We start from the raw sequence: 15312 nt of genomic DNA, 5'->3' as shown, positions 1-15312 counted from the left end.
GGAAGGTCCCGATGTTCTCGGCCCCCGCCGCCTCGCCCTCGCGCGCATGGCGGCAACCCTAGTACCTCGCACTCTGTGAAACCTGCTACGTCACGAATGCGCAGGGTCACTCCAGTTCGCTAAGCTGCCGAGCCATGCCGGTGGGTTCGCTCTGATGGGTTGGTACGACGCGCTCGAGGCCGGTGAGCTGACCGTCCGGCCGTCGGTGGAGGCGGCGAAGCGGTTCGAGGTCTCGATCGACCGGATGTCGGTGTCCGCTTCCGCCGGTACGCCGCTGGCCGAAGTACTCGCGGCAGTCGAGAAGTCCACCGCCGATGTGATCGTGCTGCGGTACCCGGCGCGGGAGACGACCTGGTTCGCCGCGCTGGCGAGCGGCCCACGGCAGGCCGTGGTCGCTGACACCGTCGTCTACTGGGCCCTTCCGGTCGGCAAGGGCCGGCGGCCGGCGCCACTGGCCGGGTTCACCGCGCGGACCGAGGAGTCGGCCGACGACGTACTGGTGGACGACGTGGTCGCTGACATCTTCGGCGACTCGGGGAACCACTACTGCGCCAACCCGGTGTTCGACCGGGCCCGCGCACTGGCCGGCCGGCAGGACTGGGCCAGGCGGCGGATCGCCGACGCCGGCGCCGTGGTGCTACGCGGCCCGGACCGCCGGGTACTGGCGCTGGCGGCGATCGACCGGCAGCGCTCCTGGACCGAGATCGAGCTGGCCGGCGTCGTACCGGCTGAGCAAGGTCGCGGCCGGTACGGTCATCTGCTGGCCGCGATCGAGGACCACTGCACGACCCGCCGGCTCGTCGTCTCCACTCAGGCTCACCACACCGGCATCCAGCGCGTCTGGGCCCGATACGGATTCGAACCCGTCCATAACCTTCTGACCGTTCACCTCGTTGCCGCTTCGTAGGGTGCTCTGGGGGGCACACCGCGTAATCAAGGCAGTGAGGGAGGACAGTGACGCCGCGACTCAGCGTGGTGGTGCCCTTCTACAACGTGGGGGAGTACATCGGGGACTGCCTGGACTCGATCGCCCGGCAGACCTGGACCGATTTCGAGGCGATCCTGGTCGACGACGGGTCGCCGGACGACAGCGCGGTGGTGGCGAAGGAATTCGCCTCCAACGACTCGCGGTTCCGGATCGTGGCGCAGGACAACGCCGGCCTCGGCCCGGCCCGCAACACCGGGGTCCAGCATGCCGTCGGTGAGTACCTGACCTTTGTCGACAGCGACGACCTGGTCACCCGGCACGGCTTCGAGCAGCTGATCCGGACTCTGGACCGGACCGGTTCCGACTTCGCCGGCGGCAACGCGCGCCGGTTCAACAACAGCTCCGGCGTGCGGCCGTCGTGGCTCCACCGGCAGGCGTTCACCGCCGATCGGATCGCCGTCCACGTCTCCGAGGTGGATGACCTGGTGCTGGACCGGATGGTCTGGAACAAGGTCTACCGCCGCTCGTTCTGGGACCAGTACGGCTATGAGTTCCCGGCGATCCGCTACGAGGACTACCCGGTCACCCTGAAGGCTCATCTGGACGCCGTCACCGTCGACACCCTCACCGCCCCGGTCTACTACTGGCGCGAGCGCGAGTCGGGCGAGTCGATCACCCAGCAGAAGTTCCAGCTCGGCAACCTCCGCGACCGGGTCACATCGGCCGGGCTGGTGCTGGACCTGGTCGAGGACAGCCTGCCGGTGATCCGCGAGCGGGTACACGCCCACCTCACCCAGATCGACGTACTGACGCTCATGTCCGCGTTCGGCACAGTGCCTCCGGAGCAGGAGCAAGACCTGGTCGATCTGGCTCGTCAGCTGCTCGACAGGCTGGACGAGTCGGTTCTCGACGCCGCCCACCACTACGACCGGCTCCAGCACTCCGCGCTCCGGCAGGGTGACATCGACCTGCTCCGGCGCCTCGCGGTGTTCCGCAACGAGGGCGGCCTGCGTGGTGGCGGTGCTCGTGCGCTGCCTCGGTTGGGGCGACCCTGGCAGTTCGACTACAACTACCCGGGCGTGCGTGAGGCCGCCGTACCGCAGGAGCTGTACCGGGTCGCGAAGGAGGACCTGAGCCTCACGACCAGCGTCCGCGAGGTGAAGTGGATCGACGGAGGCCTCTCGGTCAAGGGGACGGCCGAGATCCGGCATCTGGAGACCGACCAGTCGTCGAGTCTGCGGATCGCGCTGGTCATCGCCGGCGTTCGGCATCCTTTGGCCGTACGGCGGTATGAGGCGACCGACCTGCATGGCGACGTCAGCCTGGTCGGGTTCGAGGTCGTCCTGGACCGGGAGCTGCTGGCCCGATGCACGGCCGGGGCTGCGCACTTCGACGTACGGCTGAAGGCCGGGCGACTGAGGGGGCAGGACAAGCTGCGCGGGCAGGGACCGGGGAGCCCTGGGTGGCCGCCGGGGGCGTGGATCGACGAGACCAACTGGATTCAGCCGGGTCCGGGTAAGGATGGATACTTTGGCATCCGGCGGTTCGAGGACCCGTGCCGGCTGACGTCGGTCGAGCAGACGCCGGACGCGCTGGTGCTGCACGGGCGGTCGTCGTTCGAGAACCCCTCGCTGTTCGTGAGCCGCCCGGTCTCCGGCGGGCAGGAGCAGGTGCCGCTGGAGCTGGACGGGCGCGACTTCACCGCGCGGCTGCCGATCCGGCCGATCATCGAGGACACCAACCCGGACGATCCGTTCAGCCAGCGGACTTCCCGGGTGTTCCGGCTCCGCTCTGCTGAAGGCGAGGAACAGTTGGTGGTGTGGACCGCTGGTGATCGCGCCGTCTCGCACGCCGAGCGCGGTCGAGTGGTGACGCTGACCCGGTCCAGCGGCGGCTATGTGAATCTGCACGAGTCGCCGGTCCGCATGTCCGCCGGCGCAGCGGTTGCCGCCGGCAACATGCTGGTGGTGCGCGGGCCGGACTGGGGTGAGGTCTCCTTCAGCTGGCGGCGATTCCTCGCCGACTCCGACGACCACCTCGACGTCGCCTGCCGCCGTACCTTCTCGGACGACGGCTGGGCGGCCGCGGTCCCGATCGAGGCGTTGATTCCGGACGAGGCGGTGAAGCCGTCGGTCGATCCGCTGGCGTCGTTGGCGGACTGGATCCTGTTCGCGGTGTGGCCGGACGGTACGTCGCACGCCGTACAGTGCGAGCCCTTCCTGTCCAGCCGGTTGCCGTTGACGCTGTCTCGCGGTGAGCACGCGCTCGCCGTACGACCGCATGCCGGCACGCTGCACGTGGAGGTGCGCTGATGCATCACCACAACCACTACTACGGTCAGGCGCACATCCTGGCTCGGTACGCCGGTCTGGACTTCGACCACCCGCCGCGGCTGCGTGGCTATCTGCAGCACGGCTGGAACATCGGCTGCGGCTGGAACCCGGTGCACGAGTTCTACGACGGCGCGTGGCGGTTCACCTGGAGCGATGCACCACGGCGGCGTGGGCACGCGCTGGGGCGGCGGAACTACCACAGCATCGGCGCGCCTTTCCTTTATCTGCTGGATCTCGAGCCTGCTGCCGAGGAAGAGCGCGAAGGAACGCTGTGGTTCCTCTTCCACGGCTGGGAGGGCGGCAAGATCCAGGGCGACCACCAGCGCCTGATCGACGAGATCCGCGAGACCGAGCCCGGCCCGGTCACCTTCAGCCTGTATTACACCGAGTACGAGCGTCCCGAAGTACGGCGGTACTACGAGGACGCCGGCTTCCGCGTGGTGTCGTTCGGGCGGCGCGGGTTCTCGTACGAGCGGACTGACCGGCGGTTCCTGTTCAAGCAACTGGCCGAGCTCCGGCGGCACAAGCGGGTCGCGGCGAACCGGTTGTCCACGGCAATCTTCTACGGCGTCGCCGCCGGCTGCGAACCGGCGGTGTACGGCGATCCGATGCAGATGGAAGGCGAGAACCCGCTGTTCGGCGGGGAGAGCCGGATCAAGCGGCTCTGGCCGGAGATGCTCGGCAAGTCGATCGACCTGGAAGCGGCCCGGGCCACCACCGACGTCGAACTCGGCCGGTCCTGGATGATGCCGGCCGCGGAACTGCGGATGCTGTTCGATTGGAGAGAGCGTGTCTGACGTCCTGGTGGTCCGCGGCGAGATGCAGCCCTGGACCGACCGCACCACTGACCACCCGGCGCTGGCCGCGCTGCTCATGGACGTTCTGCCGGCCGGCCGGCGGACCCTGATCGTCGGCCCACACTCGCCTTCCCTGGTCTCGTCCGTGCTCGACGGTGCCGGTGACACGACGATGCTCGTACGCTCGGTCTCGGACGCCGCTGAGCTTTCGGAACTCGAGGATCTGCAGGTGATCGCTGGTGCTCTGGATGGCCTTGTTTCGGAGCCCTTCGAGGTGATCGTTGCCGCCGACGGACTCGACCGCGTGCTCGGCTACGACAGCGACGACCTGAGCTGGACTGAGCGGCTGGTTGCGCTGGCCAGGTTGGCGACGCCGGACGCTGTGGTCGTCCTCGGCCTGGAAAACGAGTTCTCCCTGCTTGGTCTGCTCGACAGCCGCCCGGCCAACGAGCGCCACGGCGACGACGAGTGGCGGCCCCTGCATGACGATCCAACCCGGCCGGTCTCAGTGTCCCAGCTGAAGTCCGTGCTGCCTTGGAAAGCACAGGTCTACGCCAACTTCGAGTCGCGCACCCTTGTCGACGCCGACGTCATCGGCGAACTGCCCACTCGCCTGGCTGCGGAGGCCTTGGCAGCAACCGACGTGCCAGTGCTCTCGCCTGTTGCTGAGGGCGTCGAGACGGCCGCGCGGGCCGGACTGCTCGCCGGCGTCTCCACCGGCTGGCTCGCCATCTGCGGCGCGCTCCCGGCTCGAGCCGTCTACGCCCAAACCGGACCCGCGGTTCTGACGGCCGACCAGACTCTCACCGGCTGGGAGATCGAGGTCGGGCAGGCTCAGGTCGAAGGCGACCTGCGCTTCGACGCCAACGTCGTACCGGCTCACGTCCCCAACGGCGTCACGGTCGAGTCCGCGCTCTTCCGGCTCGCCGCTGCCGAAGACGTCCCGGCCTTCCGCAAGGTGGCGGCTCGGCTCGGTGAATGGGTCTCCTCTGAGGCCGGGGTGCTGCTTCGCTGGGACGACATCGTGATCGACGGGGACGACTTCGCCTTCGGAGTTTCGCCCTGGGTCGTGGCTGAGCCAGTCGGTCGAGCCGACCTGCTGACGGCTGCTTGGTGGCGGTTCCACGAGCGGCTGATCGGCGGCCATCGGCGTCACCCTTGGCCGCCGTGGATGGTGGGTGACGACCTCGTGTCCACCTGGCTGGGGATGTCCGGTGTCGAGCCGCCCGAACCCGTTCAGGCGACTTCACCTGACTCTCCGCCGGCGTCCGCCGTACAGGTTGCTCGAGGCAAGGAGCTGGCCGCGGCGCTGGCCGTCGTACTGGAGGAGAAGCCGGTTGCCGATCTGCGGTCTGCGGTAGCGGACGCTGACCGGGCTCGGCTTGAGCTGTTCGAGCTGAAGGGGCATGTCTTCGGGCTCGAGCGGACGCTCGGATTCCGCGACAAGGCGCTGAAGACTCGCGAGAACCGGATCAGCGAACTGCGCGTCGAGTTGCGAGAGACGGAGGTCGCGCTGAAGCGAGTCCGCGGCTCGCGCGCCTACGCCATCGGCCGGCTGATCTCGCGGGCCGCGCAGATCCGCAAACCGCGGGCGTTCGCGGGCAAGGTCAAGCGCCGGATCCGCAAGAAGATCCCGCGGCGCCGCTAACGCCGCGCGACCAGCAACTGGTGGGTGTCGGGCCAGTCGATCGGGTCGCCGTCCGGAGTGGTGAGGGCGGCGACCGGCGCGATCCTGTTGTCGATCACCCAGTCGTTGCGCCACGCCTTGGACGCCCGGTCGATGGTGAAGCCGGCGCGTTCGGCGACCGCGGACCAGCCGGCGAAGTCGAGCCCGCAGAACTGCTCGTGCGTCTCGCTCAGCCAGTTGTCGACGTAGTCCTTGCGGGTGAGGAAGTCCATCGCGTCGGCCAGTCGCAGGACCAGCCCGTCGCCGCGGACGTCGTACTCGAACGGCACCTTCGCGTTCCGCCGGAAGTCGTGCGCGAACTGGAAGAACCGCGCCCGGGTTGACAGTTGCCGGACGTACGACGCTGAGTCGTGTAGGTGCTCGAGTTCGGTGATCTGGTCTGGGTTGACGCCGTCGCTGTCATCCAGCGTCAGTACGACGGGACGGTCCGGCTCGGCGGGTCCGCAGACGTCCGAGTTGACCCAGACGCCGCCGGGTGCGGTATGCGCGAACAACGCGTCGGCGAAGCGTTGCACGGTCGCCGGGCGCGAGCCGTCGGCGTACGACCAGATCTCGTGGGTGAGCGCGAGGGTCAGGGTGCTGTCGATGGATCGCGGCGGGAAGACGGCGGAGCCGAGCATGTTGCGCTGGTAGAAGTACACGTTCGGGTTGTGGAACAGGCCTTGTTCCTTCTTGTGCACGCATTCGGCGTACAGATGGCGGGCGACCTCCACGCCGATCAGGTCGGATTCGTGAAAGCGCGGATCCGCGTCGATCAGCTGCAAGGTCGCGCCGGTCGCGCAGCCGATGTCGAGAATGCGGCCGGGCTTCACGAAGTCCTTGATCTGCTGCCATTTCCGGTCCGCCGCGGTCTCGAACGCGTCGGCGTACGTCTTGTAGTCCCGCGTCGTGGTGAGCCCGCCGTCGTCGCCGACCACCGGATCGTTCACACACCGCTTGATGTGCGCGTCCAGCCCGTACCGCTCGAACACATCCACCGTCGCCGGATGCGCCAGCTCCCGCCACCGATCATTGCCCTCAGCAATCATCAGCAACACGTCCCAGGGCCGCGCCGTCCCCTCCGGCTCGACCCCGACCACCTCATACCCCAACTGCTCATAGAGCTTGCTCACCTCAGGGGTAGAGCAAGCCACCACAGTATTTGCCGGCGTCAACCGCACCAGATCATCGGTCCCGGCCTCGATCGCCTTCACCGTCACCTCGGCGAACTCGTCCGTCGGCGGCGTATCCACCACCCCCACCACCACCGACCGAACCCCGGCTCCGGCACTGAACCGCTCGATGGCAGCCTCCCGCCGATCGAACGCAACGGGATTTCGCTTCGTCGTGTGGTGATTGGCCGAAGTAACCGCCCAGACCACGGTCCGATCCCGGAACCGCTTCAGGAAGTCCTCCTGAAACCGGGTCAGCACGTGGTGCCGACCCGGAAACAGCAGATATTCCTTTGTTGTCAGAGCAGGTCCCAGGTGAGTGGGGTGCCTGCCTGGGCGTCTACGCGGAAGGGGCGGCCCTCGACCTGGGCGAAGGCGTCGGGGAGGAGGCCGCCGGCGGGGCGGACGGAGCGGACGTTTTCGGGGGTGATCGGGTCGCCGGCCTTGACGTCCTGGGTGACGTAGAGGGAGCGGCGGAAGCGGAGCACGTTCTGCTCGGCTTCCTTCGGGCCGATGACGGGCTCGCCGAGGGCCAGCTGGGCGACCTTGGTGTTCTCCACCAGCGCGGCCAGCTCGTGCGGCTCCAGGGAGAACGCGGAGTCCACGCCGCCGTCGGCTCGGGAGAGCGTGACGTGCTTCTCAATGACCGTGGCTCCGAGAGCGACGGCCGCGACCGCGGCGCCGATGCCCATGGTGTGGTCGGAGAGACCGATCTGCAGACCGAACGCGTCACGCAGCACCGGGATGGACCGCAGGTTGGACTGCTCGACCGGGGCCGGGTAGCTCGCCGTACAGGAGAGCACGATGATCTGCTCGTTGCCGGTCGACCGCGCCGCGCGGACGGCGGCGTCGATGTCGGTCAGCGTCGCCGAGCCGGTGGAGATGATGATCGGCTTGCCGGTCGCCGCCATCCCGCGGACCAGCGGCAGGTCACCGATCTCGTTCGAGGCGACCTTGTACGCCGGGACGTTCAGCTTCTCGAGGAAGTCGATCGCGGTCTGGTCGAACGCCGAGGAGAACGCGACCATGCCCAGCGAGGTGGCCAGGTCGAAGATCGGCTCGTGCCACTCCCACGGCGTGTGCGCCTCCGCGTAGAGGTCGTACAGCCGCGCGTCGGCCCACAGCTTGTGCTCCGACGGCAGCCGGAAGGCCGGCAGGTCGACGTCGAGCGTCATCGTGTCCGCGGTGTAGGTCTGCAGCTTGAGCGCCTGCGCGCCCGACTCCGCGACCGCCCGGACGATGTCCTTCGCCCGCTCCAGATCGCCGTTGTGGTTGCCCGACATCTCGGCGATGATGAACGGCTGGTGGTCCGGTCCGACCGGCACGCCGCCGATCTCGATCATGCTCATCCACGTCCTCGCTTCGCTCCGGGCGCGGATGAGACACGAGATGCGCTGTGTTCGATGGTGATCTCGCTTCGCTCGCTCACTTACTACTTCCCCTTGCGTCGGTCCTGCTTGCGCAGGCTGATCGGAATCACGGTGATCTCGCGGCCGTCGGCGTACCGCTGTTCGGGCGTTCCCTCGGTGAAGCGGAAGCGCCGGTTCATCTGCCGGACCACGGCGTTGTGCTCGAGCACCTCGCCGGTGAGCAGCTCCAGGCCGAGCTCGTCGAACGCGTACGACGTCGCTTCCTTCATCACCTCGATCCACGCCGGCAGCGTCTCGCCGCGCTCGGCGAGCCCGTCGGCGTCGAGGAAGAAGCCCCAGGCGGCGGTGGATCCTTCGATGTCGAAGAAGTTGACGACGCCGGCCGTCATACCTTCCCGCTCGTAGATCAGCACCCGGCGGGTCGGGTCGGCCGACGTCTTCGCCCACCACGCGGCGTGTTCGTCCGCGGTGATCTCGTGCGACTGGATACTGACGTCACGGTTGGCCTGCTGGTTACGCAGCAGCCTCATCGTGTCGACATCGTGCTCGGTGGCGGGGCGCAGCATGAGGTCCACCGTACTGACCACTTCTACTCACCGCACAATTGAGGTAAACATCTTTCGAGCTGAACGCGAGAGATGGTCGGAGAGTGACATGAGAGTCTGGCGAGTCATGGGCGTCCTCGGAGCCGCGGCAGTGCTGTTGCTGAGCGGCCTCACTAGTACGGCGTCAGCGGCGCCGACTGAGCCTCGTTGTACCTCGAACCCGGCCACCCCGCTCCGGCAGTTCCGGGCGACCTGGGTGGCGTCGGTGGTGAACATCGACTGGCCGTCCAAGACCGGTCTGCCTGCGGCACAGCAGCAGGCTGAGCTGATCGGCTGGCTGGACGACGCCGTACGCCAGCACCACAACGCCGTCGTACTCCAGGTCCGCCCGACCGCCGACGCCTTCTGGCCGTCCTCGGTCGAGCCCTGGTCGCAGTACCTGACCGGCACTCAGGGCGGCAACCCCGGCTACGACCCGCTCGCCTTCGCCGTCGCCGAGGCGCACAAGCGCAACCTCGAGCTGCATGCCTGGTTCAACCCGTACCGGCTCTCGATGGGCACCAACCTCAACGCCCTGGTCCCGACGCACCCCGCCCGGCAGCACCCGGACTGGGTTGTCACGTACGGCGGGAAGCTCTACTACAACCCGGGTATCCCCGCGGCCCGCAAGCTGGTCGAGGCCGCGATCATGGGCGCGGTGTCGAAGTACGACATCGACGGCGTCCACTTCGACGACTACTTCTACCCGTACCCGGTGGCCGGCCAGGTCTTCGACGACGCGGCGACGTACGCGCAGTACGGCGCCGGATTCCCCACACTTCAGGCCTGGCGGCGGAACAACATCGACCTGCTGATCCAGGAGATGCAGCAGCGGATCAAGGCGATCAAGCCGTGGGTGAAGTTCGGCATCTCGCCGTTCGCGGTCTGGCGCAACAAGGCGACCGACCCGCTCGGCTCCGACACCACCGCCGGTGTCCAGACGTACGACGACCTGGCCGCGGACACCAGGCGCTGGGTGCGCGAGGAGTGGATCGACTACATCGTCCCGCAGGTCTACTGGGCCGGCGGGTTCGCTCCGGCCGACTACAACAAGATCGTGCCGTGGTGGGCCGAGCAGGTGCGTGGCACCCACGTGCACCTCTACATCGGCGAGGCGACGTACAAGGTCGGTACGTCGACCCAGTCGCCGGACTGGTCCGACCCGGCCGAGCTGAGCGACCACCTGGCGTTCGACAGTACGATCCCCGAGGTGAAGGGCAACATCTACTTCTCCGCCAAGGACGTCCGCGCCGACCGCCTCGGCGCCACCACTCTGCTCAACAACACCTGGTACACCCGCCCGGCGCTCATCCCCACCATGCCGTCGCTGGACTCGCGTGCGCCCCTCCCGCCCCACGCCGTACACGCCAGTCGCACGGCTGACGGCGTCCAGCTCAACTGGCGCCGTACGTCGGCCGACACCACGTCGTACGCCGTCTACCGCCGTGAACTCACCGGCGACGACCACTGCCCCGACAACGACGCCCGCAACCTCATCGCCACCATCCGCTCCAGCGAGTCCTATCTGGACACCACAGCAACCCCCGGCACCCCCTACCTCTACACAGTCACAGCCCTAGACCGCCTCTCCAACCAAAGCACCCCCATCCCCGCCGTCTCCCTCCGCTAAGCGGACCGCAGTCCTGCCAAACGTAGGGTTCAGGCCCTGCGATCGGTAGCGTTCATGGGCTCCGGAAGCCCGGCGTGGTGGTGATCTGCGTCGGGAGGGTGCGGAACGTCGGGGGTGTCAGCGTGGGGGTGAATGTGGGGATGCTGCCGGTCGGGAAGGTCTGAGTGGGGAGCGTCTGCGTTGGGAGGGTGGGTGTGGGCGTGGGGAAGGTTGGTGTTGGAGTGGGAGTCGGGAACGGGTTCGCTGGTGGGGGTGGGTAGAGCTGGTAGACGCGGACGGTGCCGTATTGGAAGCGGAGGGCGCTGAGGCGGTCGAGGTTCTCTGGTGGGGCGCTGACGCGTTCGTCGAGGAGTAGCCACTGGACGCCGTACTTGGTGCGGAGGGTTTCCAGGAGGTCGCGCGTCGGGCTGGTGAAGGCTTCGTCGTTGAGGCGCAGGACGTCCTCGTCCCAGTAGCGGCCCTGGACGCCTGCGGGGTACGTGTCGTCGACTCTGGTCGTGTAGGCCCAGCCCTGCACGAGTACGCGGCGTTCGGCGTAGCCGGCGATCCAGTACGAGCCGGTGAGGCACGGGGACGCCTGGGCGCGGTGGCAGTGCAGGTTGGTCGCGATCAGGTCGTCCGACCCCGAGTTCCGCCGGATGAACCGCGCCGCCTCGATCCCACCGGGCGCGATCGAGTCATACGACGTCAGCGGTGGCGTGGCGAACTTCCGCAGCGACGCCGCCGTCGGGGAGACCGTCGTACCCAGCAGAACCGCTACAGCGATGACAGCCCACGTACGACGTGACCCGCGCAGGACCAGCCCGAGTACGCCGATGCCCAACAAGGCAATGACCAGCGCAACCGCCAAGCCCTGGCCGAAGCACGAAGCAGAGCTACAGGAGTCGTCCGAGCGATACCGCCCCCAGTAAATCGCGGCAGCGCCGATGAGCAGCGCCAGACCCGCCACGTAGAACTGCTTGCCCTCCAGCGACCCGAGCCCCCAAGTCGCCAGCAGTACGCCGTAAATGAAGCCAGTGCGGATGAAGAACAGCTGCGACTGGCCGTCCTCGTACAGCAATGACGAACCGGCGATCGCAGCCAGCAAACCCACCAGCAGGAACACAACCATCGGGTCGCGCGCCAGGCGCCGCCGGATCAGCAGAGCACCAACAGCAGGCATCAGCCAGCCGAGCACCACCACTGCGCCAACCACAGCAACAGCAGAACCCATGTGCTCAAAGGTCGCCGCCGGCTCGAACGCCACGCTCGACAAAGCACCACGCAGTACAAGGAAGGAGGTCAGCGCATAGGCGGCAGCAACCCCAACGCCGAGGATCAGCCCACGCAGGTTGAGCCGTCCTGCCCGCACAGTCAGGTAGACCCACGCAGCAGCCAGTCCGACGGCGTAGACCGGCAATGCGGTCGCCTTCGTCAGCGCAAGCGCAGCGATGAGCACACCGGCCACCACGAACAGTCCAAACAGTTGGCCCCGGCTCTGGCCCGGCTTACGTCGTAGCAGCAGGGCAGTGACCGCCATGAGCGGCAGCAACAGCACAGTGGAGAACGCCTGCGGCGGATTGGTCAGCTGACCCAGCGAGAACGGACCGTCAGCGAACACCCGGCCCGACACGGCCCACGGCCACGCGGCGAGGTCGCCGGCCAGCACTGAGAACGCAGCAGCGATAGGAGCAGCGACAGCACGGCCAGTGAGCAGCATGCCGACCGCTGCGGCACCCAAGACAGTGAGAAGGATCATGGCGAACGGCACGATCCGGAACGTCAGTACGTCGAGCGGAACGCTGGTCACCCAGTGCGACGACGCTATGTGGTCGTACGCCGCCCAGTGGCTCGTCAACCACTTCCCATCGGCGTACGGCACCTTCGGCGGGAAGTGGTGAGTCAGCTCGGCGGCGAGCGCGAGGCTGTGCGGCGCGTCTGAGTTCGGCCGCAGGGCGTTCGGCCCGTTGAGCGGGATGAGCCGCGACCCCACCCGCACGAACCACGCCGCGGCGATGCCGACCGCCACCATCACACCGGCGGTCGCCCACCACGGCATGGGTCGCTCAGGCAGCTTGCGGCGTGGCAGCGCCCGGAACATCCCAAAGGCCAGCGCCGGCATCAGCAACGCCGCGAACGGCATGCTGAACAACATCCCGATCGGGTAGAGCAGCGTCTCGACGGCCAGTCCGAACGCCGTACCGAGCACGGCATCCGCCAGGAACCATCCCGTGCCACCGGTCAGCCGCCGCCAGAACATCGTCCCGGGTACGGCGATGATGACCAGGAGGTAGCCGAGATACGCGCCCGGCATCCAGGGCGGGTGCTCCTGCAGTGCGACGAACCACGCCAGCGGCAACACCGGCAGGCTCACCACCGCGGCCACGCGCATGCCCCGCCCAGCTGTGGTCATAGCGCGCCAGTCTAGGAGTCAGACGCGTCACATCCGCGCCGGGCAAGCCGTTTACCCACAGGGAGAACCCGCTTACACTGGGTGATCTCCCGCGCCAGGGAGCCGCCCAGCACATCGCCGGACTCCCGATGGGGGAGATCCTGCTGTCACAGCGCCAGCCGAACCGCCGTGAGGGGTGGTTGGGAGATGGACGCTAGTCTTTGGGGCTATGGGTTTGGTGGAGCGGGACAAAGTCCGCGAGTTGATGGGTGAGGTCATGAAGGCGCAGGGCAGGACGTTGCCCAGCGACGACGCCGCGGATCTGCGGGAGATCGGGTTCCGGTCGCTGGACTTTTCCGAGCTGGCCCTCCGGGTGGAGGACGAGCTGGGCGACGAGCTGAACTTCGATGCCCCCGGGCTGCGCCGGATCACCACGGTCGGCGACGTGCTGGACTTCATCGAGCAACTTCAGACGGCGTGACCACGAAGCGCCGGACCACCGCTCTGATCGGTGACGACAACACCGTTGTCGTCGCCGGGAAGAGGCTGACTTGGCGGACGCTGCACAAGCTGCCGCAGTTGCCGTCGCCGGCCGCCGTACTGGTGGACAACGGCGCCGACGCGCTGGCGGCCGTCCGTCACCACGCCGTCCACGGCACCGAGCTGCTGGTCGCCACCGCGTCTCGCGTCGACGACCGCCTGCGGGAGGAACTGGGCGAGTCCGGTTTCGCCATCGTGCTGCCCGACGGCGAAGTGACGCCGGCGAAGCTCAAGCGGGTCGAGGAGTCCGGCCGGGCGTGGCTGCTGACTTCCGGCTCGACCGGCCGTCCGAAGCGGATCGGCCACACCCTCGAGTCGCTGACCACGGTCACCGGCGACCAGCCGGCGCGCACCTGGCTGCTCCCGTACTCCCCGGGCACCTACGCCTGGTGGCAGATCGTCACGCTCTCACTGACCCAGGCCGATCAGGGCGTGGTCGTGATCGAGCCGCACGAGCTGGAGACCTGGCCGGCCATCGCCGCCGAGCATGGTGTCACCGCCGCCTCCGGTACGCCGACCTTCTGGCGGCAGGCGATCTACCGCGACTCCGACGCATTGGCCGCCGTACCGCTGGAGCAGATCACGCTGGGCGGTGAGCCCGTCGACCAGGCGATCCTCGACCAGCTGCGGGAGGTCTTCCCGAAGGCCCGGATCTCCTGGATCTACGCGTCCTCCGAGGTCGGCGCCTCGATCGTCGTGCACGACGGCAAGGCCGGCTTCCCCAAGGCGTGGCTGGACCGCGAGCCGCAACCGGACCGTCCCGCACTGTCCGTCGACGGCGACGAGCTGGTCATCCGCTCGCCGCACCACGGCGCCGGGCTCGTCGGTGCGGTGCACACCGGCGACCGGGTCGAGTTCGACGGCGACCGGGTGCTGATCACCGGCCGCCTCGACACCGACGAGATCAACGTGGGCGGTTCGAAGGTCTCGGCCGGCGTGGTCCGCAACGTGCTGATGGGTCACCCGGGCGTCGCCTGGGCGCGGGTGTTCGCCCGCAAGGCCCCACTGGTCGGCCGGATGGTCGCCGCCGAGGTGGTGCCGAATCCGGCCCTCGGCCCGATCACCGACGCGGACCTGGTGCAATGGTGTTCCAGCCGCCTGCCGGACTACGGCGTCCCGCGGCGCATCCGGTTCCTCGACGAAATCCCGCAGAAAGAGACCCTGAAGAGCGATGTCTGACTCCACCGTCGTCCCGCCCGCGTCGGTCGTGCTCGTGTCGGGTGGCTCCCGCGGCCTCGGCCTCGCGATCGTCACCGACCTGCTCGCGTCCGGCCTCAAGGTCGCCGCCTTCGCCCGGACCGTCACGCCTGAGCTGACCGCGCTCGGCGAGAAGTACCCGGAGCACCTGCACTACGGCTCGGTCGACATCAACGACCCCAAGGCCGGCCAGGACTTCGTCAAGGAGGTCGAGGCGAAGCTCGGCCCGATCGACGGTCTGGTCAACAACGCCGCCGTCGGGCAGGACTCGCTGCACGTCCACACCTCGGCGGACCAGGTGGCCGCGATCATCCAGACCAACCTGACCTCGCCGCTGGTGCTGACCCGGTTCGTCCTTCGCCGGATGCTCGCGAAGGGCCTGAAGGGCCGGATCGTCAACGTCACCTCGATTTGCGCGCAGCGCGGCTACCCGGGCCTGGTCGCCTACTCCGCGACCAAGGGCGGGATGGACTCGGCGACCCGTTCACTCGCCCGCGAGCTCGGCGGCCGGGTGCTCGCCAACTCGGTCGCACCCGGCTTCTTCGCCTCGGAGATGTCGGCCGTGCTCGGCCAGACCCAGCTGGACCAGATCGTGCGCCGTACCCCGACCGGTCACCTGACCGAGCCGGACGAGGTCGTCCCGGTGGTCCGGATGCTGCTGCTGGACAACACCAACATCAACGGTCAGGTGCTGGTCGTGGACGGCGCCGCCTCGATCTGAAGG

The 15312-nt window shown here is 68.2% G+C and carries 12 protein-coding genes; 8 read left to right on the top strand and 4 right to left on the bottom strand.

The window, feature by feature from the left end; genetic code table 11:
• The first annotated feature begins 154 nt into the window (after positions 1-154).
• Genes EV646_RS16230 through EV646_RS16215 form a run of 4 tightly spaced genes read left to right on the top strand, consistent with a single transcriptional unit; the run spans position 155 to position 5706 of the window.
• Positions 155-907, top strand: coding sequence for an N-acetyltransferase (locus EV646_RS16230; protein WP_132149284.1), 753 nt, complete (start codon positions 155-157; stop codon positions 905-907).
• 47 nt (positions 908-954) lie between these two features.
• Positions 955-3240 carry a glycosyltransferase family 2 protein gene (locus tag EV646_RS16225; RefSeq protein WP_132149282.1) on the top strand — a complete coding sequence of 762 codons (2286 nt, stop codon included), beginning with the start codon at positions 955-957 and terminating at the stop codon, positions 3238-3240.
• Entirely contained in the window at positions 3240-4058 is an 819-nt protein-coding gene (locus EV646_RS16220; RefSeq protein ID WP_132149280.1) for a hypothetical protein, read from the top strand. Before EV646_RS16225 ends, EV646_RS16220 begins: the two co-directional genes overlap by 1 nt.
• Positions 4051-5706, top strand: a complete 1656-nt coding sequence (locus EV646_RS16215; RefSeq protein WP_132149278.1) for a hypothetical protein — start codon at positions 4051-4053, stop codon at positions 5704-5706. The genes EV646_RS16220 and EV646_RS16215 overlap by 8 nt, the downstream gene beginning before the upstream one ends.
• On the opposite strand, the gene EV646_RS16210 is transcribed toward EV646_RS16215, so the two are convergent.
• The 3 genes from EV646_RS16210 to EV646_RS16200 form a co-directional block, all read right to left on the bottom strand.
• Positions 5703-7157: a class I SAM-dependent methyltransferase gene (locus EV646_RS16210; protein WP_241996029.1), complete on the bottom strand. Its 1455-nt coding sequence runs from the start codon at positions 7155-7157 to the stop codon at positions 5703-5705. The genes EV646_RS16215 and EV646_RS16210 overlap by 4 nt on opposite strands.
• A 38-nt stretch (positions 7158-7195) precedes the next feature.
• Positions 7196-8245, bottom strand: coding sequence for a pseudaminic acid synthase (pseI, locus tag EV646_RS16205; protein WP_132149274.1), 1050 nt, complete (start codon positions 8243-8245; stop codon positions 7196-7198).
• A gap of 83 nt (positions 8246-8328) precedes the next feature.
• A complete protein-coding gene (locus EV646_RS16200; protein ID WP_132149272.1) occupies positions 8329-8832 on the bottom strand; it encodes a GNAT family N-acetyltransferase in 504 nt (167 codons plus the stop codon).
• An 88-nt stretch (positions 8833-8920) separates the two neighbouring features.
• Between EV646_RS16200 and EV646_RS16195 the strand changes: the two genes are divergently transcribed.
• Complete coding sequence (locus tag EV646_RS16195) at positions 8921-10480, top strand: glycoside hydrolase family 10-like protein (protein ID WP_132149270.1); 1560 nt, start codon at positions 8921-8923, stop codon at positions 10478-10480.
• A 52-nt stretch (positions 10481-10532) separates the two neighbouring features.
• Here EV646_RS16195 and EV646_RS16190 read toward each other — a convergent pair whose 3' ends face one another.
• Positions 10533-12872, bottom strand: coding sequence for a hypothetical protein (locus EV646_RS16190; protein ID WP_199237002.1), 2340 nt, complete (start codon positions 12870-12872; stop codon positions 10533-10535).
• A 208-nt stretch (positions 12873-13080) separates the two neighbouring features.
• Here EV646_RS16190 and EV646_RS16185 point away from each other — a divergent pair, with 208 nt between their 5' ends.
• From EV646_RS16185 to EV646_RS16175, 3 genes are read left to right on the top strand one after another with little or no spacing between them, the layout of a single operon-like run.
• Positions 13081-13332: a phosphopantetheine-binding protein gene (locus tag EV646_RS16185; RefSeq protein WP_132149268.1), complete on the top strand. Its 252-nt coding sequence runs from the start codon at positions 13081-13083 to the stop codon at positions 13330-13332.
• Positions 13329-14570, top strand: coding sequence for an AMP-binding protein (locus EV646_RS16180; RefSeq protein WP_132149266.1), 1242 nt, complete (start codon positions 13329-13331; stop codon positions 14568-14570). The genes EV646_RS16185 and EV646_RS16180 overlap by 4 nt, the downstream gene beginning before the upstream one ends.
• The gene (locus EV646_RS16175) at positions 14563-15309 is read left to right on the top strand and encodes an SDR family NAD(P)-dependent oxidoreductase (RefSeq protein ID WP_132149264.1); all 747 of its coding nucleotides are present in this window, start codon (positions 14563-14565) and stop codon (positions 15307-15309) included. The genes EV646_RS16180 and EV646_RS16175 overlap by 8 nt, the downstream gene beginning before the upstream one ends.
• The last annotated feature ends 3 nt before the right edge of the window (positions 15310-15312 follow it).

Source organism: Kribbella antiqua, assembly GCF_004345665.1.
GTDB lineage: Bacteria > Actinomycetota > Actinomycetes > Propionibacteriales > Kribbellaceae > Kribbella > Kribbella antiqua.
The sequence above is the reverse complement of the archived record's forward strand: the minus strand, read 5'-3'. Positions and strand labels throughout refer to the sequence as shown.